18 protein-coding genes and 4 pseudogenes are annotated in these 14,653 nt (G+C 47.4%); 17 read left to right on the top strand and 5 right to left on the bottom strand.

The window, feature by feature from the left end; all coding sequences use genetic code 11:
- The coding region (locus ACFE90_RS27565; protein ID WP_375505590.1) for a hypothetical protein at positions 1-204 on the bottom strand (204 nt) is incomplete at its 3' end.
- Positions 205-681: 477 nt separating this feature from the next.
- Between ACFE90_RS27565 and ACFE90_RS27560 the strand changes: the two genes are divergently transcribed.
- The 4 genes and pseudogenes from ACFE90_RS27560 to ACFE90_RS27545 all read left to right on the top strand — a co-directional run.
- Positions 682-915 carry a hypothetical protein gene (locus ACFE90_RS27560; RefSeq protein ID WP_375505589.1) on the top strand — a complete coding sequence of 78 codons (234 nt, stop codon included), beginning with the start codon at positions 682-684 and terminating at the stop codon, positions 913-915.
- 10 nt (positions 916-925) lie between these two features.
- Positions 926-1,477 (top strand): annotated as a pseudogene (locus ACFE90_RS27555) (IS6 family transposase); the annotation flags it as partial.
- Positions 1,478-1,696: 219 nt separating this feature from the next.
- Positions 1,697-2,197 (top strand): helix-turn-helix domain-containing protein, encoded by a 501-nt coding sequence (locus ACFE90_RS27550; protein ID WP_375505588.1) that lies wholly within the window; start codon positions 1,697-1,699, stop codon positions 2,195-2,197.
- Positions 2,198-2,407: 210 nt separating this feature from the next.
- A pseudogene (locus ACFE90_RS27545) lies at positions 2,408-2,755 on the top strand (transposase); the annotation flags it as partial.
- 110 nt (positions 2,756-2,865) lie between these two features.
- Here the strand turns inward: ACFE90_RS27545 and ACFE90_RS27540 are convergent.
- Both ACFE90_RS27540 and ACFE90_RS27535 read right to left on the bottom strand, forming a co-directional pair.
- Positions 2,866-4,062, bottom strand: a complete 1,197-nt coding sequence (locus ACFE90_RS27540; RefSeq protein ID WP_375505587.1) for a transposase — start codon at positions 4,060-4,062, stop codon at positions 2,866-2,868.
- 455 nt (positions 4,063-4,517) lie between these two features.
- Positions 4,518-5,225 (bottom strand): TetR/AcrR family transcriptional regulator, encoded by a 708-nt coding sequence (locus ACFE90_RS27535; RefSeq protein WP_375505586.1) that lies wholly within the window; start codon positions 5,223-5,225, stop codon positions 4,518-4,520.
- A 117-nt stretch (positions 5,226-5,342) separates the two neighbouring features.
- On the opposite strand from ACFE90_RS27535, the gene ACFE90_RS27530 reads away from it, so the two are divergent.
- From ACFE90_RS27530 to ACFE90_RS27500, 7 genes and pseudogenes are all read left to right on the top strand, one after another.
- Positions 5,343-5,564, top strand: coding sequence for a hypothetical protein (locus ACFE90_RS27530; protein ID WP_375505585.1), 222 nt, complete (start codon positions 5,343-5,345; stop codon positions 5,562-5,564).
- Positions 5,561-6,073 (top strand): annotated as a pseudogene (locus ACFE90_RS27525) (FAD-dependent oxidoreductase); the annotation flags it as partial. The gene ACFE90_RS27530 and the pseudogene ACFE90_RS27525, both read left to right, overlap by 4 nt.
- Before the next feature lie 387 nt (positions 6,074-6,460).
- Positions 6,461-6,560: pseudogene (locus ACFE90_RS27520) on the top strand (FAD-dependent monooxygenase); the annotation flags it as partial.
- A 194-nt stretch (positions 6,561-6,754) separates the two neighbouring features.
- Entirely contained in the window at positions 6,755-7,225 is a 471-nt protein-coding gene (locus ACFE90_RS27515; RefSeq protein ID WP_375505584.1) for a nuclear transport factor 2 family protein, read from the top strand.
- A gap of 108 nt (positions 7,226-7,333) precedes the next feature.
- On the top strand, positions 7,334-7,813 hold the full coding sequence (locus ACFE90_RS27510; RefSeq protein ID WP_375505583.1) for a DUF3237 domain-containing protein: 480 nt from the start codon (positions 7,334-7,336) through the stop codon (positions 7,811-7,813).
- 263 nt (positions 7,814-8,076) lie between these two features.
- Positions 8,077-8,949, top strand: coding sequence for an NAD(P)H-binding protein (locus tag ACFE90_RS27505; protein ID WP_375505582.1), 873 nt, complete (start codon positions 8,077-8,079; stop codon positions 8,947-8,949).
- A 113-nt stretch (positions 8,950-9,062) separates the two neighbouring features.
- Positions 9,063-9,314, top strand: a complete 252-nt coding sequence (locus tag ACFE90_RS27500; protein WP_375505581.1) for a hypothetical protein — start codon at positions 9,063-9,065, stop codon at positions 9,312-9,314.
- A 94-nt stretch (positions 9,315-9,408) separates the two neighbouring features.
- Here ACFE90_RS27500 and ACFE90_RS27495 read toward each other — a convergent pair whose 3' ends face one another.
- Positions 9,409-10,950 (bottom strand): GMC family oxidoreductase, encoded by a 1,542-nt coding sequence (locus tag ACFE90_RS27495; protein ID WP_375505580.1) that lies wholly within the window; start codon positions 10,948-10,950, stop codon positions 9,409-9,411.
- A 100-nt stretch (positions 10,951-11,050) separates the two neighbouring features.
- A complete protein-coding gene (locus ACFE90_RS27490; protein WP_375505579.1) occupies positions 11,051-11,203 on the bottom strand; it encodes a hypothetical protein in 153 nt (50 codons plus the stop codon).
- 138 nt (positions 11,204-11,341) lie between these two features.
- Here ACFE90_RS27490 and ACFE90_RS27485 point away from each other — a divergent pair, with 138 nt between their 5' ends.
- The 6 genes from ACFE90_RS27485 (at position 11,342) to ACFE90_RS27460 (ending at position 14,570) form a co-directional block, all read left to right on the top strand.
- A complete protein-coding gene (locus tag ACFE90_RS27485; RefSeq protein WP_375505578.1) occupies positions 11,342-11,770 on the top strand; it encodes a hypothetical protein in 429 nt (142 codons plus the stop codon).
- Entirely contained in the window at positions 11,767-11,919 is a 153-nt protein-coding gene (locus tag ACFE90_RS27480) for a hypothetical protein (RefSeq protein ID WP_375505577.1), read from the top strand. The genes ACFE90_RS27485 and ACFE90_RS27480 overlap by 4 nt, the downstream gene beginning before the upstream one ends.
- A gap of 68 nt (positions 11,920-11,987) precedes the next feature.
- Positions 11,988-12,299, top strand: a complete 312-nt coding sequence (locus tag ACFE90_RS27475; RefSeq protein ID WP_375505576.1) for a hypothetical protein — start codon at positions 11,988-11,990, stop codon at positions 12,297-12,299.
- Complete coding sequence (locus ACFE90_RS27470) at positions 12,292-12,561, top strand: hypothetical protein (RefSeq protein ID WP_375505575.1); 270 nt, start codon at positions 12,292-12,294, stop codon at positions 12,559-12,561. The genes ACFE90_RS27475 and ACFE90_RS27470 overlap by 8 nt, the downstream gene beginning before the upstream one ends.
- A gap of 16 nt (positions 12,562-12,577) precedes the next feature.
- On the top strand, positions 12,578-12,739 hold the full coding sequence (locus ACFE90_RS27465; RefSeq protein WP_375505574.1) for a hypothetical protein: 162 nt from the start codon (positions 12,578-12,580) through the stop codon (positions 12,737-12,739).
- 238 nt (positions 12,740-12,977) lie between these two features.
- Positions 12,978-14,570: a cytochrome P450 gene (locus tag ACFE90_RS27460; protein ID WP_375505573.1), complete on the top strand. Its 1,593-nt coding sequence runs from the start codon at positions 12,978-12,980 to the stop codon at positions 14,568-14,570.
- Positions 14,571-14,653: the final 83 nt, after the last annotated feature.

The raw sequence follows: 14,653 nt of genomic DNA, 5'->3' as shown, positions 1-14,653 counted from the left end.
TATAAAGCTAGTTTGGGCTACATTTGGATTTAATTTTTGTTTAAGTCCCACTAAAAGCTTTTGGTAGATACCAGCAATTTCATATTCATTGCCTGAAAGCGGTCGTAGACGAATAACATCTTGATTTTCTGAAGGTAGTATCACCCATTGCCGACTGCGACAGGTGACTATTGAACCAGGTGAATGGTTCATAGTTTGTGCCATTGTTACTCACATTAATATTGAAAATTTGGTAGCCGATTAATTAGTAAAATTAGTAGTAATTACTGAATTAATACCTCTGAGCAAGCAAGTTGATGCTCACAAGTCTATTCCGTTTTAAAGTAGGCTTGAGTACAATGTAACTAGTGGTATTACGTAAATAAGCTGCTTGATAAAAAATTTTATTAAGGAAAAGCGAGAGAGAATTGATGCGATCGCAATCATAGAGAATTTTCCAAAGGCTACCCAAAGCGGATTTGATACCTGGCGTTGTATTTACATCAGTTGTGATCGTTTGAGAAGTTGCCTCAAGATTCACTTGACAATTCAGATGTTAGAAAAGCTATTGCTATGGGAAAACCTGAAATAAGACCCTGTGTCTAAAAATGTGATAGTGATTCTTCAGCCGAATGCAAGCAATTACAGAATCACGCAACATGAATCGTAACGTGTGCATCAATTCAAAGGATAATTATCCTCTTGAATTACTTACTAAAACTTGATATTTACACAAGTGAGCAGATGCAGTTAATCAGCGATGGCGCTGTTTCTCCCACTGTAGGTGATCGGATTAATAGGCTACGGGAAAATGAGAACTTAGAAGATGCCCCAAGTGCTGTGTTAAAGCACTTAGGGGAGTTTAAGGATTCTGTTGCAAAAACAGGTGGAGTTCTGCTAAGAGTAGAAATTATACTTAATAAGCCTAGCCACTGACATTGTGTTCATGAACCCCAAGCAACCATTCAAATGGCGTCATTTTCAATCCGAAATTATCTTGCTGTGCGTGAGGTGGTATTTGCGATATCCACTCAGCTACCGTCAGATTGAGGAGATGATGCAGGAGCAAGGTGTTGAGGTTGACCACACTACTATTTACAGATGGGTTCAAAATTACTCACCGGAAATAGAAAAACGAGCTAGAGGTTACTTGAAGCCAACGAATGATTCTTGGCGGGTAGACGAAACGTATATTAAAGTAAAAGGTGAGTGGAAGTATTTATACCGAGCAGTAGATTCCTTTGGAAATACTATTGATTTCATGTTAAGTGCCAAGCGTGATCACAAGGCTGCTGTCAGGTTTTTCAAAAAAGCCTTAAAATCGACTCATACTCAGATGCCAAGAGTAATAACGGTTGATAAAAACGCTGCTTACCCATTGGTCTTAAATGAGTTGAAAATTCATGAGAAACTGGATAAAACTACTAAATTAAAACAAGTTAAATATCTCAACAATATCCTTGAGCAGGATCATCGATTTATTAAAAAATTAGTGAAACCAACAGCTGTATCGTATGCTTTGAGCGCAGCTTTGATATTTACTTGTTGCTTTAGTAAACGCTCCTGCTGCCATTGCCACTGATAGAGAATGTCTGATGCATCAATAGTTTGAGCAATGAATAAGGATTTTTCAGTTAGCTCTAAAGCATCAGCTAATACCAATTTAATGTGAAGCTGCATATAATAGAGAAGACAAACTCGATAAATTAAAATAACCATGAGCCGCCCTTTTAAGATTGAAATCGCAGACAGCGAAGAAGAATTTAAAAAATGTCTACAAACAGCGAATTTAGGAAACCAGAAAGAAAAGCTTATTATGCTGTGGTGGATAAAAAGCGGGCAGGTTAAGGAGCAGCAAGAAATCGGAAAACGCTTGGCAAAAGATACTTCAACGGTCACGAGATGGTTGCAGAAGTACAGAAGTGATGGGATATCAGGCTTATTAGAAATCAAAAAGGCACCAGGAGCAAAACGGAAAATCGATGATGCTGCGATCGCGGCACTTGAGGAGGAGTTAAAAACAGGAAAAGGCTTTAGTAGCTACGGTGCAATAGTTGAGTGGTTAAAAGAAGAACATGGACAAAATATAGAGTATGCAACGGTTTATGCCTGGGTTCGATATCGATTAGGGGCAAAACTAAAAGTGCCTCGCCCTCAAAGCCATAAGCAAGAAGAGAAATTGGTATCTGAATTTAAAAAAACTCGGAATCATTCTTAATTGTCTAGAAAAACATCTAGCACCCGGCAAGTGTGTTCGCTACCTGTGCCAGGATGAAACTAGGGTTGGACTCAAAACTCTTACAGGAAAAGTGATTACAGCTTCCGGAGTCAAGCCCACTGTTAAGGTGATATGGCCAAGAGATAACTTTTGGATTTATGGTGCAATTGAACCATTGACTGGAGATCATAACATTATGAATATCCAAAACTAGATGGCGAGTGTTTTCAACAGTTTTTGGACTGGCTATCTGTGCAATTAGGCTCGGATTATGCAATTTTACAGATTGACCAAGCACCGGCTCATACAAGTTCAGCGATTAGCTGGCCAGAGAATATTATTCCTCTATTTCAACCACCATCGGCTCCTGAACTCAATCCTATCGAAAGGCTTTGGCAAGCTCTCAAGAAACCTCTCAAAAATCAACTTTTCTCTTCTTTACAAGCTTTACGCGAACGCATCCAAGAGATATTCGACCAACTTACATTTGAGCAAGTAATTTCTGTTTCTTCTTATAACTTTATTCTAGAAGCTATTTTCTATGCAGCTTCATATTAAATTAGTATTAGAAGCAACCAACAGTAAGAAACTGATTTTCCAGACGAAAGTATTAATCTTGTCTAAATGTATTTTTTGTAAAAATTGTTTTTTCAATGGTCTGGACAAAATTAGGCAGCAATAACGCCGTAAGATCGTAGGTTTTGATAGTTAGGATGGAATTTAATTACAGTCGGCGAGAGTCCTAACTTTGAAATAAAAGTGTCGAGCAAATGGTCATTGAGTGCGCGTCGCTTGACACTCGCCATTGAAAAGACAAAGGGTTTTTGACCCAACTGCTGTCGATGAGCATCGAGCTTGGCAATATTGAGGGCAGCGAAACTGGCATTAAAATGAAAGTCAAGCTTTTTGACATCACGGGCTTGACAATCACTCAGTCCGGTAAACTGTTTAGCATCACGGAAGATAAATTCGATTTGAAAGCGTAGCTTGTAGAAACGATAAATCTCGTCTGCTGATTGGTTGATATCTGTTGAGAATAGAACGGAGTAACTCGGTTTGCTAAAGTTACGGTGGTCGAGTAAATAAGCCAGACGGATCTTGCGTTTGAATGAAACGTGCCACACAAATGCTGTATAGAGTTCAACTCCTGATGGTAGTTCGCTAACCATTGTCAAGCGAGTAGGGTCGGCTAAATTAACTTTGCCATCGTATTTGCGTTTAGCTCCCCGCGCTTTCTGCTCACCCTCGAACACATATCGCAGATTCGCGTCTCGGCGCAGTTTACTGATAACATTCAAATTCAGGGCAACGACTCCAGTGACAAATGGCTCCTTGGCATAGGCTCCATCAACTGCAAGATAACGAATTTGCACAGGTAATTGAGGTTGAGTAATTTCCAGATGGTGGAGATAGTAGTCCATCCGCGTCAGATCTGGACAGAAGTCTTGGTCAAAGGTTTGTTCCGCAAGCAGACCATAGCCTACTTCCGTTTCTACATCTACTATCACCACTAAGGATACTTCTAATCCTCTCTCAACTCGACTATGACTGCCATTATAAAACTGGTCGAGTCCAAAGGTTTTTTTCCCACTTTTGGCAATGAATGAGCAATCCATCACGGCAATCATTGAGTGATTTTCAGGCGTTGCTGCTTTGATTACCTCCGCGTTGAACTGAGCGAAATCAAACTGTTTTTTAAACTGTCGGCGATAACTTCTCTCTGTTCGTTGGCTGTAGCGACTCAAGTTGGTAAAGTTGACCTTACCACAGGCAATTAGAATCGTGGCAAACAACGTTGTCAATGCTTTTATCTGCGGTTTGTGGAAAATCCCCATTTTGGTTAGTAAGCTTTGTACAATTTCCATATGGCTATCGAGTCGGTGCAAGTTTTGTTCTAATCAGCACCTTAATGGTTCGATCAGGGCGAACGCTTCATGTCAATAAGACTACTATATTCTCAATAAATCCAAAACTAATCTCATTAAGTTTTGTTTATTGACAAAGGATTAAGCGTTGGCGTAGCCCACCGCAGGCATCGCTTTGAGGGTAGGAAAACAAATCAAACGAGAAATGCTGATTAAATCGATTGATTCTTAACTCCAGTGGTGAGCAAGTATAATCTAGATGCGTTCGCCCTGGGCTTTAACTCGTGTGATTACAGTGGCGGATCTCTAAGCAGACACCTACCCAATTCATGCAAGAGGTCTACTTGTTCATCCCGACGTACCACGGCATCGAGGCGATTGGTTCTGACCAACACGACCGAGATGCCAAGCAAGTCAAAGTGTAATGCATCCCGACTGACGAGGATCACCTCAAATCAAAGTTTCGTGTCGATGAACCGCGTGAGCCACTCATCAAAGAGGGCGCGTTCTGCAGTAGTAAACGGACGTGCATCCTGCGACAAGGATGCTTTGAGGGCTACCGCGTAGCGGATTGCATCGCTGCGGGGAGAGGGCGGAGTATGCGCGGACTCAGTGTGTGGGTCGGTGGTGATCGCCGCAAGGACCGCCTCACGGGTGGCGACCGAGAGCGTTCGGTCATGACTCGCACCGCCTTGTGCAATCAGTACGAGGACGACACCAGCCCCAGCGGCATACAGCATGTCCGCCGCATGCTCGATGCTGACGCTCAGGCGACCGGACTCGGCGACCCGCCGCACTCGCTCGAGAAGTACATCCTGCAACTTGACAGCAGTGGGATGCGGCGCACCCAGGCGGGGATTGCCGTACATCAGCGTGTACAGGGCGGGGTTAGCCAACCCGAAATCGACGTTCACGTCCCAGCCTCGGCGCAGGTCTTCCACGGGGTCTTCATCGGTCTCGCCCTTAAGATGGCTCGCGAGGTAGGTGGCGTAGCCCTGGCTAGTGACCGCGTCAAGCAAGCCCTGCATATCGCCGAACTGACGATAGATCGTCGGGATCTGTACGCCGGCGGCACTACTGACAGATCGGGTGGACACTGCTTCGCGTCCCCCCTCAGTCAGTAGACGCGCCACCGCCTCTAAGATGCGATCGCGAGGATTCATATTGGTATTGCTATCCATGCTAACCATGATAACAATCATCCGTTAGCAGGTCTTGTGTTATCAGTGAAATCGTGTTATGGTTATCGCTGTAATTAGTTATCACTGATAACAAAGTTATTGTTATCACTGCAATTACCTCATGAAGATGAAATTAAGCCAGTCCCGGCAGATGGGGCTTACGACCAAAAACGTAGCTATGACAAGATTTGCAAACGCAGTGTTAGAGCAGCGATTCCACCCCGTAAAGGTACCAGGATTTGGCAGCATGGCAATAGCAAAGCCAAACGACACAATCGAGATGAAAACTTACGACACATTCGCGAAAAGGATCTGACATGAAAACTTGCGATGAGTTGCAGACCGTCGGCACAGTTGCCATTGTCGGGGCTGGTCCGGCTGGCTTAACCCTAGCGCGGCTACTACAGATGCGGGGCTTCTCCGTGAGGGTCTTCGAGCGGGACGACTCGCCGACCTCGCGCACGCAAGGCGGCAGCCTGGACCTGCGCCCCAACTCGGGCCAGCGGGCGATACGTCAGGCCGGACTGGGTCAGGCCTTCGAGCAAGCTTCACGGAGCGAGGCCAAGTCCTTCAAGATGCTGGATTGGCAAGGCGAGGTCCGCACCGAGGTCGAAGCCGAGAGCCAAGAGGAGAACGGTCCGGAGATCGACCGCGGCGAACTGCGCCGGCTGCTGCTCGACTCGGTCTCCCCTGGCACGATTACCTGGGGCCACGTCGCCAAGGATGTCTTACCCGATACAAGCGGACGGTGGCGTCTGGAGTTCAAAGAGCAAGCGTCTGTCACCGCCGATCTCATCGTCGGTGCTGACGGACTAGGCTCACGGGTCCGACCCCATCTGACATCGGTACGCCCCCAATACTTCAGGCTGACGATGCTCGCGGCAGTCATCCGCAAAGAACTCTGGCGCGACTCCGAGCTATCGGAGCTACTCGGCGAGGGATCGATGCTCGTCTCCGGCGGCGGACAAACCATCTGGGTGCAGCGTTGCGCCCACGACGTGATCCGTCTCTACTTCTCGATGGCGATTGCCGAGGACTGGCCCAAATCGCAAGGCTTCACGCTCGACGACACGAAGGCCGTCCTCGAATTCGTCACCGTAGCCTACCACGACTGGTCGCCCAATCTGATCACGATGATGACGCAGGTCGAAGGCAGCTTTGAACGCTGGCCCCTCTACGTCATGCCGCCAGACCATCGGTGGACGACGCAGCCAGGTCTGACCATGATCGGCGATGCCTCGCACGTCATGCCACCGTTCATCGGCAAGGGGGTGAACCTGGCTCTGCTCGACGCGCTAGAGCTGGTCGACAGCTTGACAACCGACCCGGCCGCCTCCGTGACCGCAGCCGTAGAGACCTTCGAGACGCGCATGCAGGAACGCACGCGGCAGGAGATCAGTGAATGCCTTGATCGCGGGCGGGAAATCTACGGGATCGACATCCACTTCGACCGGTCGCCAAGTGCCTAGCGCGGTGCCGCAATCTGAATACAATCCATGCCAGAGACAGCCATGACCGTTGATCAAAATCCTATCGCTTCCGCTGGCGACCACTTGGAGGTCACGGATGCTCTGTACCGATTCGGTGCCGGGGTCGACCACAACGACGTGGGACTCCTCTCCTCGGCGTTCAGTGAGGATGCCGTGGCGGATTTCGGTCCCTGCGGTCGCAAGATGGGTCTTGAGTTCCCGCTTTTGACCGGGGGTGAGACAATTATTCACTTCCTGAGCACTAACGCCGGGACACAGACGACGACACACGTGATTACAAACGCACGCGTCCACGTTGACGAAGACGTAGCGACGCTGCGAGCCTTGGTGGATGCCACCCACCTCCCGTCGAGCGACCACTCCCGGCAATGCCAGATGATGAACTGGTATAAGGTGGAACTCATCAGAGAGGGGCGGCTTTGGCGCATTCGTCGCCTCATCATCGATAACGCTTGGTTCACCGGCGACCCTCAAGTGCTTTTAGGGAAGTAGCGTTCGGGTGCTGGAACAGATCGGCGGAGTGTCACGCTTTCCATGAGTGTCGGCAGCCCCGTTGGCTGATGAGTGTGTTAATAAAGCAGCAAACGCGGAGGACCCATAGTGCCTGAACAATCCCTGCAACTCGTCTACGAGTTCACGTTCCAAGTGGCATGCAGCCACCCCCACGAAGCCGGGGTCGGTCCCTATGGCAGCCGCCAGTACTACGAGTTGACTGGCGGCCGGATCGAAGGTCCACGGCTCAACGGCAAGCTCCTCGGATCGGGCAGCGACTGGATGCTCACCGGCCCAGACGGCTATATACGGATGGATGTCCGGGTTCAGATCGAGACGGACGACGGGGCGGTTATTTGTGTCCACTACTTCGGACCAGCCGAGGCCAACGAGAAGTTGAGACGATCCGTGACCGCGATCGCGCCGACCGCGTTCGCCGACCAGTCGATCCACTCCCACTGGGTGCTGGAGACGGGCGATCCGCGGTACGCCTGGATCAATCAGGCGGTGTTTGTCGGACAGGGCCGGTTGCTCCCCGCCGGCCCTGGACTGCTGGGCTTCGAGCACCGGGTCTACCGGCTGTCTTGAACCAACCCGTTTCAAACCGCCAGTCACCCTGTCCGGGGTACCAAGGAGCGACGGCGTCGCAAATGCCAAGTACGCCAAGCAGGTAGACCTGCTCATCGACTTCGACGGCGGGGCACGACGGCTTTCCCCGATATGTAGGCTCCGCAGCCCCCTCTGCTGCTGAGCTGAGTCGTTTGGTAGCACAAACCGATGGAGTACGTAGTGTGCCAAAGTTAGAAACCGGAATTCCGGTTCCGTCTATGCAAATCCTATCTGGAGGTTCCATGATCGTCATCACCACTCCCACCGGCCAGATCGGTCACCAACTCCTCGACAACGTCCTCGACAGCGGTGAGTCGATCCGTATCATTACACGCGATCCATCTCGTCTTGCCTTGCATGCGCGCGATCGCGTCGAGGTCGTGCAAGGATCGCACGACGACATTAACGTCGTCATTGAGGCGTTTGCAGGTGCTGACTGCGTGTTCTGGCTGGTGCCCCCGAACTCCTGCACCGATAGCGTTGAGGGCTACTACTTAAACTTCACCCGACCGGCGTGCGAAGCGATCAAGAGCCAGGGCGTCAAGCGCGTGGTCGCCGTCACGAGCTTGGGTCGCGGATTCTCCAAGAATGCGGGGCTGCTGTCGGCTGCGTTCGCGATGGAATATCTGATCGAGAGCACAGGCGTGAGCTACCGAGCGCTGCGAATGCCGTCCTATCTGGAGAACCTGCTCGGGCAGGTCGAGGCAATCAAGAACCAGGGAATGTTCTTCCTGGCAAACGCTGAAGATCGCCCGCTTGCGACCGTCGCCACCCGCGACATCGCCGCGGCAGCCGCCAAGCTGCTGCTCGATGACTCTTGGAGCGGGCAGGACAGCGTCCCAGTGATTGGTCCCGACGACCTATCCCCCAACGATATGGCTCAGGTCATGTCTGAGGTGCTGGAGCAACCAGTCTGCTTTCAGCACGTTTCCGGCGCGGACTACAAGGCGACGTTGACGCAGCACGGAACGAGCGAGGCATGGGCGCAGGGACTGATCGACATGACGGCGGCCCATGACGGTATTTACGATGCCGAGCAGCGCGCCTCACAGCGCAGTCCCACCAGCTTCCGTCAGTGGTGTGAGGACGTACTCAAGCCAGCCGTCCTGGACTGAGTACTACCGTGACTGGTCCGGTGTCGAGGCGTTCGCTCTGATGGTTCGATAGCTTTCTTGTCGATTCCCTCAACTCAAAATTGTCCGGAGTATTGTTTTTTTAAACACTAATATTGAATAGCTCAGTTGGACTCACAACAGAGCAAGCTTTTCAAGCGACTATCGATACAATGGGGTTGACTGAGCAGGAGGAAATCATGGAAATCGTTACTAGTTGGGCAGCTTTTTCTGCCCAAAAAACAGGAGAAGAGATTACATTAAATTTACTACGTGAGGGTATGACAACTGAGGCAATTGTGCGAGTAACAGGGTTAACAGTAGAGCAAGTTATTCAGTTACAGGACCAGCTAACTGAAGATAATTGAGGAACACGATCTTGTGTAATGATCGCTCATCCACCAACAAATGATTGACCACACTCATTCCAGTCATGCTTGATTCAAGTTTATCCAGTGCTTGCTATGAAATGCCATTTTCGGCTTTAATTAAATCGGCTGCTTTTTCGCCAATCATAATGATGGGCGCGTTTGTGTTACCCCTGACCAGAGTTGGCATGATCGATGCATCCGCAACCCGCAATCCCTTAACCCTATGTACTCGCAGTTCGGGGTCTACTACTGCCATTGGGTCAGTGCCCATTTTGCAAGTGCCAGCCGGATGATGTCCAGTACTGCAAGCTGACCGGATGTAGGATTCCAGTGCTGCATCGCTGGTCACGCTTTCCCCCGGAGCAATTTCCTTACCGCCAAACTCATCAAAAGCACGGGACTCAAACAATTGCCGCATTAATCGAATCCCGGCAACGAGAAGACGCACATCAGCTTCACTTTGCAGATAGTTCATCCGTATGACTGGAGCGTCTTTGGGGTTAGATGAGCGCAAACTGACACTGCCAATGTTTTGGAAATGAGTTAAAGAGACTACACCCGTAAATCCCCAGTCAGGGCGGACATAGCCAGACGGTAAATATATATCGGGACCGAAGAAGAACTGGACATCGGGTGCAGCCTTTAGGTTGCCCTCGCTATGGAGGAACAGTCCGGCTTCAGACACATTGCTGGTAATGGCAGGGTGTACCTCTTGAGTTGTCTGTTGGACTACCGGAACGATAAGGTGGTCTTGCAGGTTTTGACCAACCCCTGGCAAATCAGCCACCACAGAAATTCCTAGCCCTTGCAGGTATTCTGCATCGCCAATGCCGCTTTGCAGCAGCAACTTAGGTGACTCGAATGCGCCCGCACTTAAAATTACTTCCTGGTTGACTCTGACCTGATGCAGCATTCCCTCTTGCAGATATTCCACTCCAACAGCGCGAGTTTCCTCAAACAACAAGCGAGTCACCAACGCTCCTGTCGTTATGGTCAAATTAGGACGCTTCTGAATCGGCACGAGGAAGGCAACGGCTGCACTGTGTCGAAAACCATCCTTGATTGTCGCCTGGTAGAGTCCGGCCCCTGACTGCTGCACACCATTGAAATCAGGATTGTAGTCGTATCCCATTGCTACACAGGCATCGATAAAGCGTTGGGATACTACAGCAGGGGAAATCGGATCGGTGACGCTCAACTCACCATCAACCCCGTGGTAAGCATCGACACCGCGTTGCTGGTGTTCCGATTTCTTAAAATAGGGCAAGACATCTTGATACGACCAGCCGGGATTCCCTAGCGACTGCCAGTGGTCATAATCGTGAGAATTGCCCCGGATATAAATCATCAGATTAATTGAACTGCTGCCGCCCAAAACTTTGCCACGGGGACAAAAGATTTTGCGATCATTCAAGTACGGTTCTGGTTCAGTGAAATAGCCCCAGTCCACCTCGGAGCCTTGTAGATTGACACATTGGGCTGGAATATGAATCTCCGGTTTCGTATCCTCTTTGCCTGCTTCAAGGAGTAACACGGTTATATCACTGTTTTGTGACATTCGGTTGGCGACAACGGAGCCTGCCGAACCCGCACCAATAACAATGTAGTCATACTTAGAATTGAACTTTATCATAGTCGAAAAATAACTGTCTGACTTTGTTGACCAATTCTGAAAATCAAATATTTCCTCAGTTTTAGTTAGATTTTCAAAAGTTACTGATTCTTGACATTAATTATTCAAAAACAGTGGCTCTTTCAATAATGAACCATTCATGGTGCAGGATTGCTAAGAAAAATTCTTCATCTTTGGGGCGATCGCATACTGCCATAAATCCTGAAAAAAACAGATCGTCGTCATAAGTAGTGTCAGATAAGAATAATGTCACAGAATTCTGATCCGCACTCCAGATACAACGTATTATATTAAAGTCAAGGTTCACGTCCTCACCAAAGGCTTGCATTGTTGCGATGAGGCAACAAGTTGCAGTGAGACTACAAGTTGCGATGAGGCAACTTAGGTGATCATGACGCAACTTGCGCGATCGCCACACAACAAGCATAAGCCAGAAGCTTTGCCAAATCAGGATTCCAGTGCCTCTAAGATTAATAAGACTTATTTAGATTTTTTAGACTCTCTCTCAGAAGGGGAGAGAGAGGATTTTTTAAAATTTGGGGAACAGAAGGCCGCACATCTGCCACATCCCCCCCAACTTCCTAAGCGCTGGATAGAGACGAACTGGGAGGAGTTATCAGCCCAGTGGTACAAGTCCAAAGGGCAAAGTTCCCCGGCACAAACTACTAAATGGGAAAACGACCCCCGGCGCGGTGATTGGCTGGCAATTATTGAAGAAACAGCTAACCCTCTAGAATTCGCCACTGATAAGGAAAAACAGGATTTTGTCAGGTGGTGTAACCAAACCAAGCAATTTAGTTGGCTGAGGGGTGAATCATGAATAATGAACTTCCTGAACTCCCCCAATTTGAGCGATCGCCAATTAACCCAAAAAATGAAGCCGAAGACAAGGAAATTTGGCAGCCAAATTGGAAGTGTTTTTGCTGTCACGATACGGGGAGAATCTACCCTACATTAGTGCGTCTGTAATCCCAGATTACGACTACGACAAAGACAAAATACCTGTCTGTCAAAACTGTAATGCTGGGTCAAACTGGATGCACCTTCAATCAATGATAGACACCAGGATTGATTTTAAAGTCTGTCGTCACCTCGATAAATTTGAGCGGGATAACTGGAAACGTACCACTCAGCAACAATTTGAAATTGTTAAAAAGCGAGTTGATTTAGTAACTAATGAAATTGCCAAGGCACACAGTTTGGCTAGTAGCGATGCCTACGGCGGCAAGCAACGCACCTCTAATGATGAGCGGGAAGTGCAGCAGCACAAGGCTGAAATTGAGGCTATCAGCCCCGAACAATGGGCATCAATGAAAAAAGATTACTTAGTAGGTAAAAAAGATGAGTGAAATTTCCTCTAAGAAAATATGGGTTGTAGGTGATCGCTTTTCCGTAGGAGATCGCTTTCAATCCAAATGGAGTAATGATGCCGTCTGCACATTAATCAAAATTAGAGACAGTTGGGAAGAAAAGGTAGACGGGGAATGGAAGGGGCGGAGTATTGGAAGTGTGCCAGTAGGAGCGATCGCACTTATCCAATCTATGCAAAATGAAGGTGTCAGACTTGAGGAAATTATCGATTTTATTCGTAGAGCGAAAGCTAAAAAATAAATTCTTAGAGGATGAGATGATACTAACCGAATCTGAAATCCAACAAGTTTTAGAGCAAGTTCAAGCTGCTTTTCCCAACTTAACTGATTGGGAATATAACAATGAAAAAAATGAGGAGTATTTTGGCTTCTCTGTTTGGGGAAAATTAGTAGCTATGTTCATTGGTTTGAGGAGATGATGTTTTGCTGACTAATTTAAGCTTTTGAGACTTAGTGTAACTAACAATGTAAAGTTTTATATTAGCATTCAACATTTCTGATTGCAGATATATTATTAATTAATTATTAATTCTATGTTGAATGAAGCACCAAAGCGCAAGAAATTATTAGCAACGGATGAGAAGAGGTTGAACGAATTGGGAAACAATAAGTTAGTATCTGGGTAATCTGAAGTTTCTGGTGGACAAAGGCGGATTCATGTTTCAAGATATTACTGCTCAGATTGCTTATTCTAACTCACTTCCATATTTAGCAACAGTCTTAGGCGTTACTAGCATAGCGCTCACAATTGGGTGGCGCTGGTGGAAACAAAAGAACGCATACAAATCGTTACAATCACTCCCTTCTCCTCCCAAACACTGGCTGTTAGGAAATCTTCCTCAAATATTAGCAGCAGTGAAACAGAAGAAATTATTCCGGCAAATATTTGATTGGAGTCAACAGCTAGGCCCGATGTATGTTATTTGGAATGGCAACTACCCAGTTGTCATTTTAAGTAAACCAAAAATTATCGAAAATACTATTGTCAATGGAATGAAAGATGGTAGCTTAATCAGGTCTGAGCAATTACGCAAAGCTTGGAACGACATCAGTAGTCCCATTCTAATCGGAGAAACTGGGACTGAGTGGCAGTGGCGACGCAAGGCTTGGAACCCAGAATTTAGTTCTAGCAGTCTTTCCAAATATGTAGAAATGATTAGCCTTGCCTGCGAACAAGTAATTGAGACACTCAAGGAAGCAGCGCCACCAAAAGAAGTTGAAGTAGATCCTCTGTTTGTAGAACTAACAATGAGAGTGATTTCTTGTCTAATACTGGGCATTCCTGCGGATAGAAACAGTACTAGTCATGAAGGGCCACCCCTGGAAGTTCTCAAGGTATACGAAGCGATGTCTATTTTAGGCTATCGGTTCCTACGACAAGCTACTGGCGAAAAGATATGGATGAAATATTTGCCAACTAAAAATTCACGAGATTATTGGGCAGCAAGGCGATATTTAGAGGAATTTCTCACTCCCCGTGTAGACTTAGCTTTACGCCTGGGAGAACAAAACAAGACCGATTTACCACAGGTAAGTCCTTTGTTTCAGGAATCAATGTTAGTCAAAATCGCTGCTAAAGAACCAAAATACAATCGTGAAACATTAATAGCAGAATCTGTTGAATTATTAATAGCTGGTACTGACACAACAGCCCATACTTTATCCTTTGCAGTCGGAGAGTTGAGCTTAAATCAAAGGGTTTTTCAGCAAGCACGGGACATCGTTGACTCTTCTTGGCAAAGCTTTGGCTGTATTAATACAGAAAGCCTCAAGGAATTGGCTTATATTCGCGCAATTATCAAGGAGACACTGCGCCTTTATTCAGTCGCATCAGGCTCGACTTCGTTGCAGACTCAACGCGACACTGTAATTGAGGGTCAAGTGATTCCTCTCGGTACAAGAATATCCTGGTCAATGCTTGGTGCTGGAAGAGATCCAGAAGTCTATGCTAACCCCGAAGAATTTCTGCCAGAACGTTGGTTAGACAAGAGTAAGGAAACTAGCTCACTGCCAATGATAGACTTTGGCTCAGGGCCTCATCGTTGCTTGGGAGAGCATCTATCAATGCTGGAAGCAACTATGATGCTAGCATTATTGCTCCACTACTTCGACTGGGATTTAGTCAATGGTCGTTCTTCTCTGGAACAATTACAGCAAAACCTGTTAATTTATCCATCTGATAAAATGCCAGTGCGCTTTCGCTTAAGAAATTCGCTTACCTCCAACCTTGAGCCAAGGTCAAAAGGATAGGCAACGCTTCCTCGCTCCAGTTTCTTAGCGGGACTTAAACAAAAATCAAGCCCAAATGTAGCCCAAACTGGCTTTATAAGCAG

The organism is uncultured Nostoc sp. (assembly GCF_964245445.1).
Taxonomy (GTDB): Bacteria; Cyanobacteriota; Cyanobacteriia; order Cyanobacteriales; family Nostocaceae; genus Nostoc.
The sequence above is the reverse complement of the archived record's forward strand: the minus strand, read 5'-3'. Positions and strand labels throughout refer to the sequence as shown.